Here is a 23,277-nt window from a genome sequence, read left to right on the forward strand (position 1 = left end):
TGATCTAAAACAAGAAATTCGATTGATCTATATCAAGTTTACTCTAATAATAAGTTCTTTTTAAGCCTGCTAAGTGTTTCGGGCGAAAGTCCAAGATAGGATGCTAAAAGGTTCTGCGGAACACGTTTGATCAAATCCGGATTGTTTTCTGTAATATGTCGGTACTTTTCTTCTGCGTTATGGGTGTGAGAACTTATTAGTCTTCTTTCTTTGGTAATTAAACTATTCTGAAAAAGAATCCTGAAATACCTGTCCATAACCGGAACCTGCAAGGTTAAATTGTTAAAATCTTCGGCTGTAATGGTCAGAATATCCGAGTCTTCGATTGCGTTAATGCTGTAAAATGAAAGTTCGCCGCTAAAAAAACTGTTCATGTCTGATGTCCACCAGCCTTCGGGCGTAAACTGGTTGATGTGTTCATTTCCTTTATCGTCGACATTATAGGATTTTAAAAGTCCTTTTGATACAAATGTGAGGTATTTGCAAACGTGACCTTCAATAACTAAAAATTGCTTTTTCTTTAATTTCTGAGGTTTGAAAAAAGTTTTAATCAGTTCCTTTTCTTCTAAGGATAAAGTAACTTTTTCTTCCAGATGTTTAAAAATAATATCGTACATATCGGGGGTTATTAATGAAGGAGAACAAAGATAAACTATTTATTTTTCAGCATTTTTTTGATTCTTCTCAATTGCGAATATTTTTTGTTCGTACAACTTTCAATTAAAACAGACAAGTCCTTCAATAAAAATAAGCTTATCAATTTTGACTAAATTTGCAGCCGCAAGAGTATAAAATCAGAAATTTATAAAATGAATATAAAAAGGTTAGAAATTAAAAAAAACATTCAAAAACCGGAAGATAAAAATTTATCGTTTCGCGTTTTTGATTTAAATGCCGTAAATATTCAGGATTATTTACAGCCGCATAAAAACGATCATTTTTGTATTATCATTGTTGAAGCAGGAAAAATAAATATTCAGATTGAAGAGAAAATACATTATCTCAAAGCGGGAAAAATTTCTATTATTTTTCCGGAGCAAGTTCATTCTTTATCTGATTTAAGTGAGGATTTAAAAGGGAAAATTATTCTGTTTGAAGAAGTTTTGTTTTGTTCTGATATTCTAAAAAACGAATTAAGTGCTTATAATGTAAATCTTTCGGCTAATTTAAATTGCACGATGCTTTTAAATCCGGAATTTACAGAGGCTTTTTTTCTGATTCAGAATATCCAGAATATTTATAATAATCCCAGTCTTGTCAAAAAAGAACAGGCACGTTTTTATATCAAAGTATTTTTGTTGGGACTTATAGAATCTATTCACGGTCAGCATCCTGTATTATTACAAAAAGCCAATCAGCATGTTTATATTGGTTTTAAAAAACTATTAAACGAGCAATATAAAAGCGAACGTACGGTTCAATATTATGCTTCGGAACTTATGGTAACGCCCAAAAAACTGAATGAAATAACCAAAAAAAATTGTGGGGAAACGGCCATCAATGCGATTCATAACCGAATCCTGACTGAAATCAAAAGGCAATTATTATTCTCTGATCTTTCACATAAAGAAATTGCGTTTGATCTGGGTTTTAGTTCTCCATCGGCACTAAATAAATTTGTAAAGGCTAAATTAAAAGAAACTCCAACGGAACTTCAGCAAGAGCTGGCGCAAATTTATACCGCATAGTCTTGTTTGTATAACATCCCCTCTCCTGCCCGACTATATCTTTGCCTCAATAATTAATACGAATTAAAGATGAGCAAATTATTTGTTGCAGGTGAGGTTTTCCACGGTCCGGGAAGTCTTGAAGAATTGAAAAATATTAAAGGAAAAAAAGCTTTTATTGTTACTGGCGGAAGCTCGATGAAAAAAAGCGGAACGTTAGATAAAGCAATAGCGTACTTGAATGAAGCCGGTATAGAAACTACTGTATTTGATGGTGTTGAGGAAGATCCGTCATCTGCTACAAGTTTTAAAGGTGCAGAAGCAATGAGAGCATTTCAGCCTGACTGGATTGTTGGTTTAGGTGGATGTTCTGCAATTGATGCTGCAAAAACAATGTGGATTTTCTATGAATATCCGGACACTAATTTTGATTCATTAATCAAACCTTTCAATGTTCCTGTATTGAGAAACAAGGCTAAATTTATAGCTATTCCTTCTACAAGCGGAACAGGAACTGAAACTACTGGTCTTGCAGTAATTACAGATCGCGAAAAAGGGGTTAAATATCCTATTGTATCGTATGAATTAACTCCTGATGTTGCTATTATCGATGGTGAAATTTGTGCTTCTATGCCTGCTCACGTGACTTCAAATACGGGATTAGATGCCTTAACGCATTGTGTTGAAGCTTATGTTTCTAACATTGATGATAATTTTGCTGATGTTCTGGCAAAAGGCGGACTGGCAATTGTTTTTGATAATTTGAAAGAAGCGGTTAAAAATCCTTCTAATATTACAGCGCGTCAAAACATGCACGATGCTTCGTTCATGGGAGGTCTGGCTTTTAATAATGCATGGTTGGGAATTGTACATTCACTTTCTCACCAGGTGGGTGCTTTGTTTGGTGTTCCTCACGGATGTGCCAATGCCATTTTCCTGCCTAACGTGATTCGTTACAACTCTAAAGTAAGTACGCGTTTTCCTGATCTTGCAAAAGTTATTGGTAAAGAAACTACCGAAGAATTAGCTCAGGCAATTGAAGCTTTAAGACTTGATGTTAACAACATAGGTTCGATTAAGGAATTTGGTGTTTCTCAGGAAGACTGGAATGCAAAACTGGATTATATGGCTGCCAATGCTTTGGCTGATCCATGTACTGGTTTTAATCCAAGAAAACCAACTATTGAGGAATTAAAAGCTATTTATCAGGCATGTTATAATGGCGAAGTAGTGAATTTTTAAGTTTAAAAAACATACACGAATTTCAAGATTTTTAAAAAGGACAGCTATATATAAGCTGTCCTTTTTTTGTTGTGCTTATTTTTTTAACACATAGAGACATAGATTTTTGGATTCTTAAAATCCTATTAATTCATGCCAATCAAAATTTGAAATCCTAAAATTTGTGCCGTAAGCACTAAATATTGATAGTTTAAAAAGAATCGGAATAAATCCAGCGTGCCGTACTAATAGTTATCGTTATGTTGCGTACCTACGGAACGCCAGCGTATTGCTAATCTATTTTTTTTACCAATATTTAGTACCTAACGGTACATTATTTTTCTTAAAAATCATCTTAATTCATGCCAATCAAGATTTGAATTCCTGAAATTTGTGCCGTTAGGCACTGAATATTGGTAGTTAAAAAGGAATCGGAATAAATCCAGCGTGCCGTAGGGACGTAGTAGCTATTATTATGTTGCGTACCTACGGCACGCTAGCGTAGTGCTAATCTATTTTTTTTACCAATATTTAGTGCCTAACGGCACATTATTTTTCCAGCGTGTCGCAGGGACGTAATAGCTATCGTGATGATGCGAACCTACGGCACGCCAGCGTAGTGCTAATCTATTTTTTTTAGCAATATTTAGTGTCTAACGGCGCATTATTTTTCCAGCGTGTCGCAGGGACGTAATAGCTATCGTGATGATGCGAACCTACGGCACGCCAGCGTATTGCTAATCTATTTTTTTACCAATATTTAGTGTCTAACGGCACATTATTTTTCTACCAACATTTAACTCCTACGGAGTATGTCTCTTTGATATTGTATTTCATTTGTTTTAATGCGCATTGCTTTGTATGTGAAAGAAACATGTTCCTTTTTTGGATTCTTTTTTTGGCGCATAAAATCTATATTTCTATGTGTTAAAATATTTTTCACGTGTTTTATTATGCACAGATATCATGTGAAATAAATATTTTTCTATGTGTCAAAATATTTCTTAGAACGCAGATCTCCTATCCATTTTATGACGGTTTTTATACTAGTATTATATATCTTTGGTTTCGAAATCTTTAATGTTCACACTTCAGCACAATTAAGATTAAACCAAAATTCTATACAAACCAACCGTTACAATGAGTACATCAGGAATTAAATTGTCTAAAAGTCTTTTTATAACATTACTTTCTTTTTTTATAATAAGTATTTCTTACGGACAGAAAACTAAAAACGAGTTACTGAAATTAATTGGCCAGAAAGATTTACCGATAGAAAAAAAATGCGATTATTTATGTGAACTTAGCTCTTGTTATAAAAAAACAGATACTATAAAAGCCTATAAATATGCCAATCAGGCATTAAAACTGGCACGTGAAGAAAACGACATAAAAAGTCAGTCTATTGCATACGAAGCACTTTCAGACATTGCCCGATTTCTTGATAATGTGTCGCTACAAATAAAATTTGCCGATTCCAGTTATACTTCGGCCACAGCATCTAAAGATTTAAAAGCAATAGCATATGCGAATTACGCCATTGCTTACAAAAATGAATTTATTGGAAATAAAGAAAAATACATTGACTATATGCTCAGATCGCTGGCTTATTTTGAAAAAAATAAAATGCGATATGACAAACTGGTGAATGGATATGAGAATCTGGGTGCCTATTTTATAGATCATAACGATCTCATTCTTTCTGAAAAATACAATAAAAAGGCTTTGGAATTAGCTTATGAAAGCAAAAATCAGGTTAATATCGCCAATGGTTTAACCAGTTGGGCACTTTTACTCGTACGAAAAGCAGAACAGAAAACACCCGTAGATTTCCATTTACTTCAAACTGCAGAAAACGATTATCTCAAAGCGATTGAAATATTTGAAAATGAAAAAAGAAAAGGAAATATTATTAGTTCTTACGGCAGAACCTGCTTAAATCTAACCAGTCTTTATTTATATCATTTTTTTGAAAGTGAGCCCGAAAAAACTTTAGCGCACTTACAAAAAACAGAAGCCGTTTGCCTCGAATTAAATGAACCAATGCAGCTTATGGTTATGTATGGTCAGCAAGCACAATATTATACGAACTTAAATGATATACCAAACGTTGAAAAGGTATTGAAAAAAGTAGCTGATATTATTGCAAAATACCCCAAAATAAACCCACGGTATTATGCCTTGCTTTATAAAAATTATATGGATCTGGCAGACATTAAAAATGATTTTTCTTCGTATAAAAAATACTTCAATCTGTACGATAAAGCGGTTGCTGTTATGATGGAAAAGGAAAACAGAGACAGAGATTACAATGCTTCCGTACGTTTTGAGACTGAAAAAAAATCGCAGCAAATTCAACTGCTTCAGGATAATCTTGAATCGAGAAAGAAAATTAATTATTTATATATCGCGCTTTTGGTTTTTGTGTTTTTTACATTGGCCTTTATGCTGCGTTCCTATCATTTTAGACAAAGATCTTATATCAAAACGAATCTGTTACTTCAAAAAGCAAATGAAGAAGCGACTCTTTTATCTAAAATAAAGGAGGAAGAAGCGATGATTGCTGTTCTTGAAGCTGAATTGACAGAGAAGGAACTTCAAATTGCCATTCAGGAAAAAATACTGACGGAACAGCAAAAAAATAAATTGCAGCAGGAATTAATGACGAATAATTTGCAACTGGAAAAGAAAAATGAGGTTTTAAAAGACATTCAGAATAAATTGTCTGTCATGAAATCTGAAAAATCCACAGATATCAAAACGATTTCAAAAACAATTGACAAAAGCATGGAAGTCGATGATGAATTTGAGTTCTTAAAAACCAGTCTGGAGAATACAAATCCCATCTTTTTTTCGACTTTACAGGAAAAAGCTTCGGGAACTTTGACGAAGCTGGATTTTAAATATTGCGGTTATATAAAGTTAGGAATGAGTACGAAGGAAATCGCAAATCACATGAATATTGAAACGCAAAGTATGCGAATGGCGCGTTACAGAATTAAACAAAAACTAAATCTGGACCGCGAAACTGATTTGGATACCTATATCATGTCGGTTCAGTAAAATCAATACTTCCCGCGTATTTTTAGTTTAGATTTAATGATCTTGTAGATACAAAATAGATGCTTAAATAATGAATGTAGATAGTTAGTAGATATAAGATATGTGTTTTTTGAATATTTGATTGGTAGTTTTGGATTGAATTTTAAATCTACAAATCATGAACAAAAAGACGCTTTCAATTATTTCTTACATTACCATTATTGGATGGATAATCGCTTATGTAAATTACAATAAACTTACAGTTAAAGATTCTCTTACGAGATTTCACCTGAAACAAGGTTTAGGAATCGCAATACTTGGAATTGTAATTTCTGTTGCATTGACAATAATTGCGGTTGTAGTACCAACTTTAGCCAGCATTTTAAGTTTGGTAAATATTGTGGTTTTAGTATTATGGGTTATGGGAATAATTAATGCTAATAACGAGCAGGAAATTCCTGTTCCTATTGTAGGTAAATTATTTACTGACAAATTTGATTTCATCAAATAATTATAAAATTTAGCCAGTATAGAAACGTTGTTTTTGTACTGGTTTCTTTTTATCGAATGAAATGTAAAAAACAAAAATTCACGAACATGAAAAAAATTCAACTTTTACTATTATTGATTTATATTCCTAATTTAATATATAGCCAGGTTATCGACAACAATATTCAGGGCTATTATCAGTCTAAATCAGATTCAAGCATTTATTCATTTTTTGAGTTTGATGGAAATGGTAAAGTAAATATCGTCGGAATGGGGGCCGGCGATTACTTTACCAAAGGCGATTCGCTGATTGTCTATCCGGATAAAAGCATTTTTAAATTTAAAATAAAGGGCAATACTTTAATTGGAGCTTCGAGCTGGGTTGAAAAACAAACCTGGATTAAAAAAGATACGGTTGTTGCCAATAACAGAAAGGACGCTGCTGCCTCTAAGAAAAAAGCGGAATTACTTCACGAATATTATAAAATATCCCAAACTAAATCATCGCTTGATTTTGCGCTGAATGAGAAATCATTAAAAGCTCAGGAAGAAAAAATGAATATGCTTTGTAACCAGGGACTCAGCAAGGCTTGTCTGGATTATTTCGGGATGATGCTTATTGCAGATCAGGGTTTGGGTGCGTTATTGAGTAATAAAAAGAATGATAAACCCATAACGGTTAATCCTGAAATTATTAAACTTGGAAACAAAATTATTGCTCAGGGTGAACCTGAAGGTTATACGGTTTTAGGTGCTTATTATTTCTATCTGGGGGAAAAGGAAAAAGCGGTTGAACAATGGAATATTGGCGCAGATAAAGGAAGCCAGAAATCTGTAATGGCATTATTACAGGTTGAAATGGAATAAAAAATTATTCTAATTTTGGGAATAAATTTTATATCCTAAATTCTATTAAAAATAAAATGAAACGTTTAAAACAAATTATTAAGTCAGCATGAATCAGTTAATTATCCTTGCCACTCTTTTTTTAAGCAGCTTTTATTCTTCTACAGAAAATAAAACTTGTGAGCTGAAATCACCAATTGAAATTTCTGAAAATCATTTTAAAAAAGATGATTTCAATGATGATGAGGCAGCAAAAAAGTGGTTGTTAAAAGCTATTGATCAGTTTTTTAAAGAAACTGTTGAAATGGAGAATATTACAACAAAAGCATACAATGAATATAAATTGGATGCAATGAATATCGATATGGAAAGCGGAATGACTTTGCCTGCATTTGAAAAAAAATGGAAAAGTAAATTTAATACTAAACGTGTTGGTTATGATGGATTTTTAATTTCGGCTCAGGATTGGAACAAGATTAGCGTTACGAGTTGTTTGCTTATGAATACGACAAAGGATAATGGTTGTCTTTTTAGAGTGGTTCTTAAAGATGTTGTATCTAAAGAAGTTTTTAAAAGAGATATTAAAGTTATTCCGTCTGGAAAATCATTTTTAATTGCAGATGTTCTGGAATAATGGTAAATTAGAATATAAACTAAATAATACAAAAAATTAAAAAAATGACTTCTAAAATAAAATTCTTATCCTTAATATTACTTTCGATTTTCATGCAATCCTGCCAAAATACTCCTGAAGAATATTTTGACACTACGGCTTTAAACACCAATACTTTAACTCAATTTGGAGGAAAGGATTTCAGAACAATGGAACAGAATAAAAAGGGAAATCAGCTTTTGGCTTTTGATGACAAAAGTACATTTCCTGCCAAATCATATGAGGATCATATTCTACGATTTAAAATTCCGTACATCGATCAGATTATTGAAAAAATAAAGGACTTAAAACCTACGGAAGAAACTACGCCTTTGATTAATGCTTCATTAGATTTATTTGAATTTGTAAAAGGCAAATACAAAACCGATTACATCAAAATTGCTAAACTAATGGAAAGTAATGCGCCTCAGGAAGAAATTGACAAGGCAATTGCTGAAATGGAAAAAACATCGTTTCCTGAGTTTGATGCTAAGTATAAAAAAGTATGGGATCTTGCTATGCCGTATGCAAAAGAACACGGAATTCAGGTTAGTACTTATTAATCAAGATTTCAACAATGTATTTACTGGGTGATTTTTTGGGTGATTGAGTTATATACTGGGTGATTTTACCGCAAAGCTCGCAAAGGTTTTTATATTAGAGTGTTTTGAAAAATGCAAAGTTCGCAAAGCTTTGTGTTGAACTGGCTTTGTGAATTTAGGTGATTTTTTGCGTGATTTGAGTTATATATTGGGTGATTTTACCGCAAAGTTCGCAAAGTTTTTTATAGTAGAGTGTGTTGACAAACACAAAGTTCGCAAAGCTTTGTGCTGAACTTGCCTTGTGAATTTTGGTGATTTTTTGCGTGATTATACTGGTGATTTTTACCGCAAAGTTCGCAAAGTTTTTTATAGTAGAGTGTGTTGACAAACACAAAGTTCGCAAAGCTTTGTGCTGAACTTGCTTTGTTAATTTTGGTGATTTTTTGCGTGATTATACTGGGTGATTTTACCGCAAAGTTCGCAAAGTTTTTTATAGTAGAGTGTGTTGACAAACACAAAGTTCGCAAAGCTTTGTGTTGACCTGGCTTTGTGAACTTTGTGTTTATATCCATACTCCTTGGTGAAAAATCTTTGTGTGATCTGCGATAATTTTTTTGTTCTAAAATATAATCCTCTTTTCATAACGAAAGGAGATTTTTTTATTTCTTAAAACAAAAAAAACACCTGACATAAATTTTCATATGCCAGATGTAATTACAAATCAACCTTCAATTAAATTCTTATTTTACTGTATACAGAACATGGTTTGCTTCACAAAGCCTGAAATAGCCTAGTGCAAAATTGTTCGCATCGGTGGTATTGACTACATTTCCTCTGATATTTCCTGGTACTGCACCAAAAGGGTTAGCACTTGATGCCTCTAATATCAAATTAATGTAATTATAAAAGTTCTTAGAAATACCACGGTGCGTTATTTCCACAATTTTTCCGGGCTTTAAATCCGTATCTCCAAATTTTTGATTTATTTCATTCCCATTAACAAATTCATCACTTGATGATCCGTACTCAGGAAAGGGAGACAAATCACTTTTATAATCAGTCAGATAATAATTGACCTGATCTGCCGGATCTTTATAATAAAATGATACCACAATATAATCAGGTCCAGTTATATCAGGCATTAACTCCTGCTCTATTTTGTCAATTGGCGGTACGGAAATTAATTTTTCTGTAGCCGTTAAACTTTGTCCATCAACTTGTACGAATAATTTATAATCCATATTAATTTCAGGAACAAAATTAGTGCAGACATATAAGCCTGGTTCAGATTCATTGAATGTAAAAACATTTCCATTACTGTTTTCTACTCTTACCTGTGCTCCTGACACCTTTGGTACTTCGGCATTATAATAGGGAGCCATTCTGGTAATTTTAATTGATTGTTGGCTGCCATCTGTTCCTTTTTCCCAAATTATCTCAGCGTCGATCACTATTTTAGGATCTCCTGCTTGTAAATCAAGCTCAACAACCTTGTCACAGGACGAAAAAAGTAAAACAAAAAAGAGACTGAATAAAGTAATTGTTTTGCTTTTAAAGCTATATTTATTTAAAATCAGCATACTATTAAAATTTAAAATTATAAGAAACCCCAGGTACTAAACCGTAAATAGACAATTGACTGGACTCATTCATTCCTGTGTCATCATTTTGTGAAAACGTCATCGATGCAGCATTTTGCCTGTTATAAAGATTATAAATACTAAATACCCAATAGCTTTGCCATCCTTTCTTTTTATCCGGTTTGGGCGTGTAAGTTGCACCAAGATCTAAATGATGATATGCAGGCAGTCGGTCTGAATTTCTCAAGGTATAATTGGGTATATTGATTCCTGCAAATTCATAATAGCCATTTGGGTACGTTACAGGCTGACCAGATTGTAAGGAGAAATTAGCATTAAAAGACCATTTAGGACTGAATTCATAATTTGCGGTAATATTTAAATTGTGCAATTTATCATATCCTGACAGATACCATCCGCCATTGGCAATGCCCGGTTCTTCTGCTGTTCGTCCCGGTGTTTTTTGTTCTGCTTTTGACAAAGTATAAGAAACCCATCCTGTAAAACGTCCGGTATTTTTTCTGAATAATAATTCCATACCATAGGATCTTGCTTTTCCGTTTAGGATATCCTGTTCAATATTATTATTGCCCAGCAGGTTTGCTCCATCAATGTAATCAATCCTGTTTTTGATGTTTTTATAAAATAATTCTCCTTCAAAGGAATACTCACTTTCTTTAAAATTTTTGAAATATCCTACTGCGTATTGATCGAGCATTTGTGGTTTTGTGAAAGGTCCGCTTGGTGTCCAGATCGTCATGGGCAACGGAGCACGGGTATTGGACAACATATGAATATATTGCGCCATTCTGTTATAGCTCGCTTTTACCGAAGTTTCATCATTAAAAGCATATGATAATGCCAATCGTGGTTCAAGGTTATCAAATTTGCTGATGGTTTTTCCTTTTCCATAATACTTACTTCCGGTTGGCGTTGCTTCTTCATAAATATTATAGAGAGGATTGTAAACTACTGATTGTTCATTTTCGTACGTACTGATAGTTTCGTTACCTAAACGAAAAAACGTACTGTAACGAAGTCCGTAACGAAGATTCAACTTCTCAGTAACCTGATTTTCAACATCCAGATAAGCAGAAGTTTCTAAAGCATATTTTTTGTCTAATTGATTGTAATTATATGATGAATCCGAACCATAAGGTTTTACTGTTCCCGGATTAAAATCATAATACAAACCATCAATACCGTAATTAAGTTTAAAAGCCTCAGATAAAGTGTGGTTCCAGTTGTATTTAAGACCATAGTTGGTAATCTTACTATTCCATTCAAATTTTTGAAATGGAATTTGCAGATTAAATTTATAATCACTGTAAAAAACAGAAAGGTTTGTGTTTAAATTGTCCGAAAATTTATGTTTCCAGCTAAATGTTCCCATATTATTACCATAAATAGTATTGAAAAAATTGTTAATATCAAATAAATCATTTCCCATATAACCGGAAAAAGCAATCGTATTATTGGCTCCCAAACGATAATTAAACTTGGCATTAATATCATAAAACATAACAGTACTTTTAATATCTGTCAGTTTTAAAAATAAATGAGCGTATGATGCGCGTCCTGCAATAATAAATGAACCAACATCTTTTTTTAAAGGACCTTGTACCATTAGCCGGCTTGAAATAAGACCAATTCCTCCACTTACTTTATAATCAGTAAGATCTCCGGTTTGCTGGCTTACGTCAAGAACAGAAGAAACACGCCCGCCAAATTTAGACGGAATCCCTCCTTTGTATAAATCTAATCCACTAACAATATCTGCATTAAAAATGGAGAAAAATCCAAACATATGCGAGTCACCATAAACGGGAGCGCCATCTAAGAGAATCAAATTCTGATCAGCAGCACCACCACGAACATTAAATCCTGACGAAGCCTCTCCTGCATTTGTAACTCCCGGTAAAGTCAATAATGATTTTAAAGGATCCGGTTCCCCCATAGCGGTTGGCAATCTTTTAATTTCTGCCATTGAAAGCTTACTCACACTCATTTGGGTATTCTTGATATCTACGGCTTTAGTTCCTGTAACGATTACCTGATCGAGTTCCTGACTATTATCCTCCATATTAAAATCAATCCTGACATCATCTGAAACTGTAATTTCCTTTTCTTTATTTTGAAAACCTACATAACTAATTACAACAGTATAAGTGCCTTGGTCTAACTCTACATCAAACATTCCGTTTCTGTCGGTTGTTGCTCCGTTACCGGTTTCTTTAATGTAAATATTCGCACCAATAACAGGCTCTTTATTTGCATCAATGACTTTTCCGGTCAGCTTGTTTTTTTTTTTAGTGGTTGCTTTTGCAGATTTTTGCTTGACAAAAATATTGTTACCTACTATCGAAAACTGAATTGATGAAGTTTTATTAAGTTCGTTGATAAGCTCTTTTATTTCTATATTTCTATACATATGTGTCTGTGTGAAATATTTTTGGCTTGTATTAATCTGATCTGTAAAGGCAAATTTAAAATCGGTTTGATTTTCAATTTCTTTAAAGAATTCTTTTAATGTTATAGTCTGATCTACATTTACTGTAATGTTTTGGGAAAACATACACAAACTGAATAAAAAAAAGCATGCTGAAATTATATGCTTCATGAAATTTTGTATTTTTGAATATTATTAAATGTGATAGTTTTATACTATCCTGAATATGAGGAGGATGTTTAGTTTCGCGGCTAGTGCATCCTTTTCTTTTCTATTGAAAAGTAATCTGTTTTAAATTTTCATTTACTTCAAAATTTAGGTTATACATTTCTGATATTAATTGGACAATGGTATTTAAATCTTCTTTTTTATTGATTCTGATTGTAATTCTCTGATTATTATATTCTTGCGGAATTATCACATTATATCCGTAATGGGTCTCAATGTAATGGCTGATTGTGATTAGTTTTTCATTATCAAAATCTACAAATCGATTAAATTCAGCTACTAACGCTATATTATTTCCGTAGGTGAATTTTTCACCGGGTTTCAAAATCCATTTTTCATCCTGATTTTTTACACTCATCTGCACACTTCCTTCATAAAGTTCTACTGAAACTTCCTTTTGATTCTTTCCTTTAACTGTAAATGAAGTTCCTAAAACGGTTGTGGTTGTTTCGTTACAAAATACCTGAAATGGATGCTTTTTATCTTTGGTAACTTTAAAATAAGCTTCACCCCTAACTTCAATTTTTCTGTTGATGGCGAAATTATTTCCATAAACAATTTTAGAATTCGGACTCAATTCTATTCTTGAATTATCGGGCAATACTACGGTTTTGATTATTGAAGTGGTATTTTCAATCACATTTTCTGCAACAACACTTATCTTATTTACAGGGTCGTTATTAAAATAGATTCCGGTTCCTGCAAGAATAAAAAGCAAAACAGCTGCCGCAGCTGCATAACGCCAGGGTTTAAATTTCTTTTTATTTGAAGGGAATGCTTTTGACTGGAATTGTTCCCAGGAAACTTCTTTTTCTTTATCAGAATGTGAAACGGGAGTTTCGTCCCATAATTTTTTCAATTCTTCTTCTAATTTATTTTCATCCATTTTTTGGAGCGTTAAATTTTTTGGCAGTAGAATCCCTGTTTATTAAAAACACCATAGACCATTTCTTTAATTTCTCTGTTGGTTTCGATTCTTAGAATATTCTCATTATTTTCGAAATCAAATTTCATGATGCAATCAGAAATGATGAATTTCAGAAGCATGACAATAAAGCCCGCATCTTCTGTGGTTCTAACATCTGTTTTATAAGTCTCAATGTGCATTTTATGTTCTGTTTATAGTTATAACAAACGAGAACACAAAAGTTCCTAATGATCTTCGACTTTTTTTCGAATAAATTTACTGGCAAGATAAATATGATTGGCAATTGTTTTTTCAGAAAGGTCTGTAATTACTGCAATCTCCTTATAGCTAAGGTTTTCCAGTTTGTGCAGGGTGAATATTTTTTGTTGCTGTTCCGGAAGCTGATTAATGAAAGAATATAATTTTTCTTTTCTTTCTTCAAAAATTTCGGTTTCTGTGTCCTCAAGTTCCATTTTTTCGAACTTTGGATCTAGCTGAATTATCTTGTTTTCTCTGTTAAGATGATTGAGGATAATGTTCTTGCAAATTGTAAACAATTGTTTATCAAACAAAATCTCTTCATTAAGTAATTCTCTTTTATTATAAAGTCTTAAAAAAGTTTCCTGAACAAAGTCCTGGGGTGTAAGAACCGTAAAATCGAATCGTCTGGCAATGTTTATCAGTTTATCGTAGTAATTGAGATATGCTTCCCTGAAAGTAGCCTCATTACCTTTTTTTAAACTTACTATAAACTTTTTGTTGTCCATAACTTCAATACGATCCATAATCTAAACTCAATGTGCAAAATAATATTGCATTTTTAAGCTGACAGTTAAGACTTTTTCTGATTTTAAAATAAAACTTTTGGACGCAAAGAACAGCAATTTTATTGTAAAAATATTGAATCTGAAAAATATAGTATTAACCATCGATAACTGTACAGTTAGTAGCCTTTCCTGATAAAAGGTTACACTAATCTCCTGTTTTATTATCCGTTTTTATGAGAAGTGATGAAAGGAAATCTTTATTTGATTATCTACTAGTGTTTTATAAAAGTTAAAACTTGTATCTATTTTTTAATATGAGAATTTGTTATTCTGTTAAAATAAAATAAGAATAAACTTAAATAAGTTTATCTCACTGCTAATTATGTCATATTTTATTTATATTTTTATCAAGTAAACAGACAAAACTTACAAATCTTTACGTTTTCAATACAATATTTCATAATTAAGTTTCAATACAGATTCTCTATTTTGATGGAATGACTAATGGATTTATGAAAATGCCCGATCAAAATTTTCTATAACAACAAAAAGGGTTTTCGTGACATGAAAAACCGGCTTTATAGCATCTTTTCCTTTTTACGGGTCATAGATATCTAATTTTAAATCGGATTAAGAATACGGAATAATAAAGGAGATTAATTCTTATCATAAAAGTGAATTTATTAGAGTATGACAATTATTTGTCATTTCGAATTTCTAGTGTTATAAAAAGATATCTCTTTGTTTCGTTTGGATTTCAGAATAAAAATAATTTGTAATTAATACAAAATCAGGTAAAAACACCTGCTTCTGAGATACTTATAAAAAGTAATTTAGCAACATCTAAAAGACCGTCATAACCTATTAATTAGGTCATCTATTAAAACTAAATCTAATCATTAACTATTTAACACTTTTAAACTATGGAAGAATTCATTGGAGTTGTAAAACTTTTTGCAGGAAATTTTGCACCTAGAGGCTGGGCTTTATGTAACGGACAATTATTGTCTATTGCTCAATACAATGCTGTTTTCGCTATTTTAGGTACTACTTACGGTGGTAATGGTACTACGACATTTGCATTACCTAATCTTCAGGGTGCAACAGCTATTGGAGCTGGAAATGGTGGTGGATCAAACTACGTTTTGGGACAAACTGCTGGTACACCAAATGTTTCTATTTTAACAAGCAACTTGCCTGCACACGTTCACGCAGGACCAGGTAAAATATCTGTAAGTGCATCAAATGCAACAGACTCAACACCTGTAGCCGGTGCATCCTTAGCAGTACCGGGATCTGTTGTGTCAAGGGTTTTTACTCCAACATTAGGATATGCCACTGCAACTCCAAGTGTAGACTTAGCAACTAATATTACAACTGGTGTTACGGGTGCTAATATTCCGATTTCTGTAATGCAGCCTTATGTAGCATTGACTTACATTATTTGCTTAGAAGGTATTTTTCCATCAAGAAATTAATAGGGTTAATTACAATTAGTTTTTTAGGCTGTAAGACCATTTTGGTATTTCGCTAAAATCGTACATCAGCTGAATTCCTGAATAATCATTAATACTGTAAAGGGATACAACACAATATGGGTTTGTTATATACGACTCAGCCGTTTTTAACTCAATGTTGTCAAAGATCTTAATTTCAGTAAAAATGCAAATATCAGGATGATTTTCAAAGTTTGCCGGCAGGTCATAAAATTTACTTTCAATTTTTGAATTGTAAATTATACTGCTAAAAAGTTCTTTGTTTATTGTAAATAATCTATCAACAAATACATTGTGAGGATAGGGCTGCATTTGTTTGTGGCCCTTTACCTCTTGTTTGGCATTTTTAAGTGCTGGTTCATGATCAAAAAAAGTATAGGCAAGATCAATTGTTATTTCTTCCGGAATTAAAATTCCATGAGGAGGCAATTGTGAAACAATATTTTGTGTAATGGCAACTTGCGGTTCACTGGTCAATGCGTAATGCATAGTCTCAGAAATTGCCAGATCAATTGTAAAATCATTTGGTTTAGTGTACGTTGTCGCATCGGTTTCAATTAATTGTAACTGGTATTCATCAAGACCTGATACTACTAAAAGATGTTGCACAGATGCTATTGAAGCTGCATTGATATCTAATAGCAAAGCTTTAATTCTGTTTTTATCGAATAAAGGAAGTAAAGGCAGAATTAAGGTTGCATAAGGGCCACAGCCTGCATATAGAATATTAATGCTTCTTTCAGGAAAATCAATGCACAGTTTTATCAGAGCCTTGTAAATACCCTTTATAAAAAAAACCGTGCGCAGATAATCATCGACACAATCTGCCGCACCGGAACTTGATAATGCAATGCCGCCTTTAACAAGTGTTTCATTGCTGACAGAATGTTCTACCGAAGAAATTTTACTGTAGAAATCTGACAGTTCCTTAGCGCTTTTTACATGTTCATCAACAGTATTTGACGCAATGATAGATTGAACAATAACCGTTAACTCTTGTTTATACATGATATTCAACTTTAATTTAAAGATTGGAGTTTGAAAATAAACTGAAAAATAATTAACAAGAATACAAAATGATAAATCTAATATCAAAACATTATGAAAAAACTTTACTTATTATTAATTTTTCTCTTATTTGCGACGCAGTATATAACTGCTCAGACAACAGAGACATTTGAAGGCGGTACTGTTGGTGCAGCAAATTTCACTAGCGCTTCAAAAACATTTAACCTGACGAGCAGCTATGGCGTTTTTACGGTATTTAATGGTACAACTCAGGGTTATGGTGGTTCAAATAGATTTCTACAGGTTTCAGACTCACCAGGACCAGAAGCTTTAGGGCAGTTTGGTACTATTACTGCAGCTGCAGGAAGCTTTAAGGTTAGCAACTTTTGGATTTATCTAAGTGGTGACTCTGCTCAAAATGCAGGAGTTACCAGCAATGGTGCTGCGGGATCTGTTACTTTTACAGGAAAGCTCGCTGGTGTAACACAATTTACTGTTGTTAAAAATACTACTGGTGCTAACATTGGTTATACTTTACCGGGTAACGGTTTTGTTTATACTAATTTTGTTACTGACGGGGCTGCTGATTATACTAATGTAGTAATTGATCAGCTTGTGATTCAATTAAGTGCCAACTATGATTATTTTGCTATTGATAATTTTACATTCGCAAATGGAGCCGTAGCTCCAACGGTTACTACAACGGCAGCTACAAACGTAAAAGCGGTTTCTGCTACAATTGGCGGAAACGTAACTGCAGATGGCGGAGATGCAACTATAGAAAGAGGAATCGTTTGGGCAACTACAACAAATCCAACTATTTTAAGTAATAAGGTTCAAATTGGAACCGGGACTGGAGCATTTACAAATACTGTAACCGGATTTCCTCCCGCATCACTTATTTATTACAGATCATATGCTACAAATAGTGGAGGCACAAGTTATGGTGCTCAATTAACACTAACTACTAATGCAGCATTAGGTACTGCTGCGACGGGACAAAGTAATGTGAGTTGTAATGGTGGCAGTAATGGTACTGCAACTGTTATTGCAAATGGAGGTGGTGCTCCATACACGTACTTATGGACTAACGGAGCTACAACAGCTACTACATCAGGACTTGGTGTTGGACCAATATCTGTAACTATTACTGATAGTGAATTATCACAAATTACCAGAAATTTTACAATAACGCAGCCTTCAACTATCGTGGGAACTCCATCTGTAACAAATGTTTCTTGTAATGGAGGATCTAACGGAACTGCTACAATCACTGCTACCGGAGGTACTCCGGGATATACTTATTTATGGTCTAATGGAGCTACAACGGCTACTGCAACAGGACTTTTAGCAGGATCTTACAGTGTAACGATTACAGATGATAATTCATGTACACGAACTGTAAACAACATTATAGTAACACAACCAGCAGCTCTTAACGGAAGTGCTTCAGTAACCAATGTTTCTTGTTTTGGAGGATCTAACGGAACGGCTACGATTACTGCTTCCGGAGGTACGGGTTCCCGTACTTATTTATGGTCAAACGGAGCTACAACAGCTACTGCATCCGGACTTACTGCAGGAACTTACAGTGTAACAATTACTGATGCTAATTCATGTACAAGAACCGTGAGTAACATTATTGTAGGAACACCTTCTGCTTCTGTTAGCGGAACCGCTTCTACTACATCTGTTTCTTGTTTTGGAGGATCTAACGGTACTGCAACTGTTACGCCTGGGGGAGGAACTCCGGGATATACTTATTTATGGTCAAACGGAGCTACAACAGCTACAGCAACAGGACTTATAGCAGGAACTTATAGTGTAACTATTACTGATGCTAATTCATGTACAGGAACTATCAGCAATATTGTTGTAGGCGGACCTTCAGCTATTATTAGCGCAACTCCCTCTACTACATCAGTTTCTTGTTTTGGAGGATCTAACGGAACGGCTACAATTACAGCATCCGGAGGAACACCAGGATATACTTACTTATGGTCTAACGGAGCTACAACAGCTACTGCGTCAGGACTTTTAGCAGGAGCATACAGTGTTACTGTTACTGATGCTAATTCATGTACAAGAACTGTAAATAATATTATTGTAGGGACATCAACAGCTATAAATGCTGCTGCAACTCAAGTTAATGTGAGCTGTAACGGAGGAACTAATGGTTCTGCTACTGTTACACCAACTGGAGGAGCCGGAGGTTTTACTTATCTTTGGTCTAATGGAGCTACAACAAATTCTATAACGGGTTTAACACAAGGAAATTATAGTGTAACTATTACAGATGCAAATACTTGTCAGGCTACACAAAATTTCACAATAACTCAACCGGCTGTACTAGTTGCGGCTCAGGGAACAATAAATAATGTAAGCTGTAATGGAGGATCTAACGGATCTGCAACTGTAGTAACTACAGGAGGAACTGCTCCTTATACTTATGTATGGTCACCAACAGGTGGCACCGGAGCTACAGCAAGCGGTCTTACGGCAGGTACTTATACCGTTACGGTTACTGATAGCAAACTATGTCAGACAACTCAAACGTTTACCATTACAGAACCTGCTACATTTGCTGTAACTACAGCACAAACTGATATTTTATGTAACGGATCTGCAACAGGATCTGCGACTGTAAATGTAACTGGCGGAACAGGAACTTATACTTACGCATGGTCACCTTCAGGAGGAACTGCTGCTACGGCAACAGGTTTAACAGCAGGTAATTATACTGTAACCATTACAGATAGCAATACTTGTCAAACTACAAGAAATTTTACAATTACACAACCTTCTGCGTTAACACTAACACCAGTATCACTTACTAATATAGGGTGTCGTGGTGATGCAACAGGATCTGCTACTGTAAATGCAACTGGCGGAACAGGTGCATATACTTATTCATGGTCACCATTAGGTGGTAATGCAGCTACGGCTTCAGGATTAACTGCCGGTACTTATACCGTAACAGTAACCGATGCTAACTTATGTCAAAAAACTCAAAATTTTGTTATTACACAGCCGGCAGCAATACTTTCTGCTTCGACAGTTTCAACAGGAGTTAGTTGTTTTGGCGGATCAAATGGTTCAGCAAGTGTAACAGTATCAGGTGGAACTCCCGGATATACGTATCTATGGGCTCCTTCAGGAGAAACAAGTTCACTTATTTCAGGAAAATCTGCAGGAAATTATACTTGTACAATTACTGATGCTAACGGATGTACATTGGTGAAAAATATCACTATTAGTACACCAGCCGAATTCTCTGCGACAGTAGCACAAACAAATGTGTCATGTAATGGAGGCAGTAATGGTTCTGCAACTGTAACTCCATCCGGAGGTACAGCGCCATATTCTTATTCATGGTCACCTACTGGTGGAAATGCAGCAACTGCTTCAGGATTAACAGCCGGAACTTATACTGTGACTATTCAGGATGCTAATACTTGTGTATACACACAATCTGTTACTATTACAGAACCTTCAGCTTTCACTGTAACACCATCACAAACAAATGTTTTATGTAATGGAGGAAGTACAGGAACAGCTTCTGTAGTGGTAAGTGGCGGAACACCGGGATATACTTATGTATGGTTACCAACCGGAGGAACTGCTGATACAGCTACAGGATTAACAACAGGAAATTACAGTGTTTTAATTACTGATGATAATGGATGTACTTATACTCAGAATTTCAACATTACAGAACCTGCAGTATTAAATGCTTCTACAAGCCAAATAAATGCAACTTGTATTATTGGCGGACAAGCATCTGTTACTCCTGTTGGAGGAACGACTCCATATACTTATTTATGGTCACCAAACGGTGAAACTACGCAAACTGTCACAGGATTGGCGGCAGGAAATTACAGTGTTTTAATTACTGACGGTAATGGTTGTAACATTACTAAAAACTTTACTATTGGTTCAACCAATACTCTTGTTGCTGCAACATCTCAAACTGATGTATCCTGTAACGGAGGAAGTACTGGTTCAATTACCGTAGTTCCTTCAGGAGCTCCTGGTCCGTTTACTTATGTATGGGCACCTACAGGAGGTACTGCAGATACTGCAAGCAATTTAGCAGCAGGTAATTATAGCGTAACAATTACTTCGGCTAATGGTTGTTCTACTGTAAAAAACTTTACTATTACTGAACCGGCTATATTAGCAGTTACACCATCACAAACTAATGTGTCTTGTAATGGCGGAACTAACGGATCTGCGTCTGTAAACGTAACCGGAGGAACTGCACCATATACTTATGCATGGTCACCATCTGGAGGAACAGCTGATACTGCTACAGGATTAAGTGCAGGAACATATACTGTAACGATAACTGATGATAACTTATGTCAGACAACACAAAGTTTTACTATATCAGAACCAACTTTACTTATCACTACAACTACAGTTTCAAATGTTTCCTGTAATGGGGCAAATGATGGGACTGCTACTGTAATTGCAACTGGAGGAACAGGTACTTACTCTTATGTATGGTTACCAACCGGAGGAACTGCTGATACAGCTACAGGATTAAGTGCAGGAACTTATACTATAGAAGTTACTGATTCAAATTCTTGTACTACAACACAAATCGTTACTGTAACTGAACCACAAATTCTTGATGCTACAACTGCACAAATTGATGTAACCTGTACAGGAGGAAATGATGGAGAAGCAAGTGTAACAGCTAATGGCGGAACTTTACCTTACACTTATTTATGGTCTAACGGAGCTACAACAGCTACGGCGTCCGGTCTTACAGCAGGAAATTATACTGTAACTATTACTGATGCTAATGCATGTAATGTGACAAAATCAGTAACTATAATAACAAATCCAGACGTTCTTGCACCAGTTCCTGATGTAACGAATTTGCCTGATATTACCAATTACTGTTCAGTTTTAGCCTCTGAAATAGCTATTCCAACAGCTACTGATGTTTGTGCAGGAATTGTAAATGCTACAACTACTGATCCATTAACGTATACTGCCGTAGGTACTTATACAATCACATGGACGTATGATGATGGTAACGGAAACACTGTTGCACAAAATCAAACAATTAAAGTAGTAGCAAGTCCATTGAATCTGGTAACTTTTAGCAATGCTGAGGTTACTTATAACGGAAGTGTTCAGGCATTACAAGTTGCGAATCTTCCTGCGGGAGCTACCGTAGCATACTCAATTACACCAGCAGGAAGTACTGCAAATGGTGCAATCAATGTGGGTGTTTATACGGTTACTGCAATAGTATCTCCATCAGCAAGTTCAGCTAATTGTTCTCCGGTTACGCTTACTGCGCAGCTTACGATCAAAAAAGCGGCACAAGTGATTACTTTTGCACCAATACCTCAAAAAACTCTTGGAGCAATTAACACCTTTAATTTAGAAGCTGCTTCTACTTCAGGTTTAGCAATACGTTACTCTTTTACATATACTTCTGCCCTTCCTCCTGCTAATGTTTCAGCAGTTGGATTAGTGAATCTTTTAAGATCCGGAGAATTATTAATTGTAGCGCATCAGGATGGTAATGCTAATTATTTACCGGCAGCAGATGTTTCTCAACTTCTTGTAATCAAAAACAATGATGTTAGTATTACAAAAATTACTCTTGGTAATGTAGTATATCAAAACCCTGCTAAGGATATCAAATATGTTCTGGCTTGTGGAGAAAACAATTTGAATGTGGCTATAGTAAATGAAACTAATGCAACTTTTACTCCTTCTGCTAACTTTACAATTACTCCTCCTAAACCGGGAATTTATACACAAAACGTAAAAGTTACTTCTCAGGATGGATCTGCAACAGCTAATTATACTATAACTGTTGAAAAACCTTTTGGATTCTATGACATCGTTCATCAAAAATTCAATAATGTACTTCTTGTGAACAACAATCCGCAAACGAATGGTGGTTACGAATTTGTTTCGTACCAATGGTTTAAAAACGGACAGTTAATAGGAACAGGTCAATATTATTCAGCTGGAGATGATTTGGCTAATTCATTAGATAAAACAGCCGATTACAGCGTAAAAATGACAACGAAAGACGGGAAAGTACTGAGCACTTGTGCTACTAAAATCACGACTCAAAAAACGTTATCTGCTAAGCTTTATCCAAACCCAATTCAGGCTGGAAAAGTAATTACTGTTGAAGCTGATTATCCTCAGGAAGAACTTGATAACATGCAAATAAGCTTGTATTCAGTTTCCGGTCAATTAGTGAATACAATTAAATCTTCTTCAGTAATAACTGAAATCCAGTTACCTGACGCTGAAAGCAATATGTATATTGTAGTTATTGAAACTCCAAATATCAAAAAAACACTAAAAGTAATAGTAAATAAATAAAATCTGTCCGTGCTGTT

Annotated in this window: 16 protein-coding genes; 9 read left to right on the forward strand and 7 right to left on the reverse strand. The window is 34.4% G+C overall.

The annotated features are described in order from the left end of the window. Window positions 1-38 precede the first annotated feature (38 nt). The gene (locus tag ACHRVX_RS23525) at window positions 39-617 is read right to left on the reverse strand and encodes a Crp/Fnr family transcriptional regulator (RefSeq protein WP_395336968.1); all 579 of its coding nucleotides are present in this window, start codon (window positions 615-617) and stop codon (window positions 39-41) included. A 192-nt stretch (window positions 618-809) separates the two neighbouring features. Here ACHRVX_RS23525 and ACHRVX_RS23530 point away from each other — a divergent pair, with 192 nt between their 5' ends. From ACHRVX_RS23530 to ACHRVX_RS23560, 7 genes are all read left to right on the forward strand, one after another. Then, window positions 810-1,688: an AraC family transcriptional regulator gene (locus ACHRVX_RS23530; RefSeq protein WP_395336971.1), complete on the forward strand. Its 879-nt coding sequence runs from the start codon at window positions 810-812 to the stop codon at window positions 1,686-1,688. 69 nt (window positions 1,689-1,757) lie between these two features. Then, window positions 1,758-2,909 carry an iron-containing alcohol dehydrogenase gene (locus ACHRVX_RS23535; protein WP_395336973.1) on the forward strand — a complete coding sequence of 384 codons (1,152 nt, stop codon included), beginning with the start codon at window positions 1,758-1,760 and terminating at the stop codon, window positions 2,907-2,909. 1,119 nt (window positions 2,910-4,028) lie between these two features. Continuing rightward, window positions 4,029-5,951, forward strand: a complete 1,923-nt coding sequence (locus ACHRVX_RS23540; RefSeq protein ID WP_395336975.1) for a hypothetical protein — start codon at window positions 4,029-4,031, stop codon at window positions 5,949-5,951. Between the two features lie 157 nt (window positions 5,952-6,108). Further along, window positions 6,109-6,441 (forward strand): DUF4870 domain-containing protein, encoded by a 333-nt coding sequence (locus ACHRVX_RS23545; protein WP_395336977.1) that lies wholly within the window; start codon window positions 6,109-6,111, stop codon window positions 6,439-6,441. A gap of 86 nt (window positions 6,442-6,527) precedes the next feature. Further along, entirely contained in the window at window positions 6,528-7,286 is a 759-nt protein-coding gene (locus ACHRVX_RS23550) for a hypothetical protein (RefSeq protein ID WP_395336980.1), read from the forward strand. Between the two features lie 88 nt (window positions 7,287-7,374). After that, window positions 7,375-7,899 carry a hypothetical protein gene (locus ACHRVX_RS23555; protein ID WP_395336982.1) on the forward strand — a complete coding sequence of 175 codons (525 nt, stop codon included), beginning with the start codon at window positions 7,375-7,377 and terminating at the stop codon, window positions 7,897-7,899. Between the two features lie 44 nt (window positions 7,900-7,943). After that, window positions 7,944-8,480, forward strand: coding sequence for a hypothetical protein (locus ACHRVX_RS23560; protein ID WP_395336984.1), 537 nt, complete (start codon window positions 7,944-7,946; stop codon window positions 8,478-8,480). A 719-nt stretch (window positions 8,481-9,199) separates the two neighbouring features. On the opposite strand, the gene ACHRVX_RS23565 is transcribed toward ACHRVX_RS23560, so the two are convergent. The 5 genes from ACHRVX_RS23565 to ACHRVX_RS23585 all read right to left on the reverse strand — a co-directional run bounded on the left by ACHRVX_RS23565 (window position 9,200) and on the right by ACHRVX_RS23585 (window position 14,390). Next, window positions 9,200-10,039, reverse strand: a complete 840-nt coding sequence (locus tag ACHRVX_RS23565; RefSeq protein WP_395336986.1) for a DUF4249 domain-containing protein — start codon at window positions 10,037-10,039, stop codon at window positions 9,200-9,202. Between the two features lie 4 nt (window positions 10,040-10,043). After that, window positions 10,044-12,659 (reverse strand): TonB-dependent receptor domain-containing protein, encoded by a 2,616-nt coding sequence (locus ACHRVX_RS23570; RefSeq protein WP_395336989.1) that lies wholly within the window; start codon window positions 12,657-12,659, stop codon window positions 10,044-10,046. 100 nt (window positions 12,660-12,759) lie between these two features. Further along, the gene (locus tag ACHRVX_RS23575; RefSeq protein WP_395336991.1) at window positions 12,760-13,602 is read right to left on the reverse strand and encodes a FecR family protein; all 843 of its coding nucleotides are present in this window, start codon (window positions 13,600-13,602) and stop codon (window positions 12,760-12,762) included. Between the two features lie 11 nt (window positions 13,603-13,613). Continuing rightward, the gene (locus ACHRVX_RS23580; protein ID WP_395336993.1) at window positions 13,614-13,823 is read right to left on the reverse strand and encodes a hypothetical protein; all 210 of its coding nucleotides are present in this window, start codon (window positions 13,821-13,823) and stop codon (window positions 13,614-13,616) included. Window positions 13,824-13,868: 45 nt separating this feature from the next. Further along, the gene (locus ACHRVX_RS23585; RefSeq protein ID WP_395337009.1) at window positions 13,869-14,390 is read right to left on the reverse strand and encodes an RNA polymerase sigma factor; all 522 of its coding nucleotides are present in this window, start codon (window positions 14,388-14,390) and stop codon (window positions 13,869-13,871) included. Between the two features lie 923 nt (window positions 14,391-15,313). Between ACHRVX_RS23585 and ACHRVX_RS23590 the strand changes: the two genes are divergently transcribed. Next, window positions 15,314-15,868 carry a phage tail protein gene (locus ACHRVX_RS23590; protein ID WP_395336995.1) on the forward strand — a complete coding sequence of 185 codons (555 nt, stop codon included), beginning with the start codon at window positions 15,314-15,316 and terminating at the stop codon, window positions 15,866-15,868. Between the two features lie 15 nt (window positions 15,869-15,883). On the opposite strand, the gene ACHRVX_RS23595 is transcribed toward ACHRVX_RS23590, so the two are convergent. After that, on the reverse strand, window positions 15,884-16,894 hold the full coding sequence (locus tag ACHRVX_RS23595; RefSeq protein WP_395336997.1) for a hypothetical protein: 1,011 nt from the start codon (window positions 16,892-16,894) through the stop codon (window positions 15,884-15,886). Between the two features lie 93 nt (window positions 16,895-16,987). Between ACHRVX_RS23595 and ACHRVX_RS23600 the strand changes: the two genes are divergently transcribed. Beyond that, the gene (locus ACHRVX_RS23600; RefSeq protein WP_395336999.1) at window positions 16,988-23,260 is read left to right on the forward strand and encodes a T9SS type A sorting domain-containing protein; all 6,273 of its coding nucleotides are present in this window, start codon (window positions 16,988-16,990) and stop codon (window positions 23,258-23,260) included. Window positions 23,261-23,277: the final 17 nt, after the last annotated feature.

Source organism: Flavobacterium sp. FlaQc-47, from assembly GCF_044006475.1.
Lineage (GTDB): Bacteria > Bacteroidota > Bacteroidia > Flavobacteriales > Flavobacteriaceae > Flavobacterium.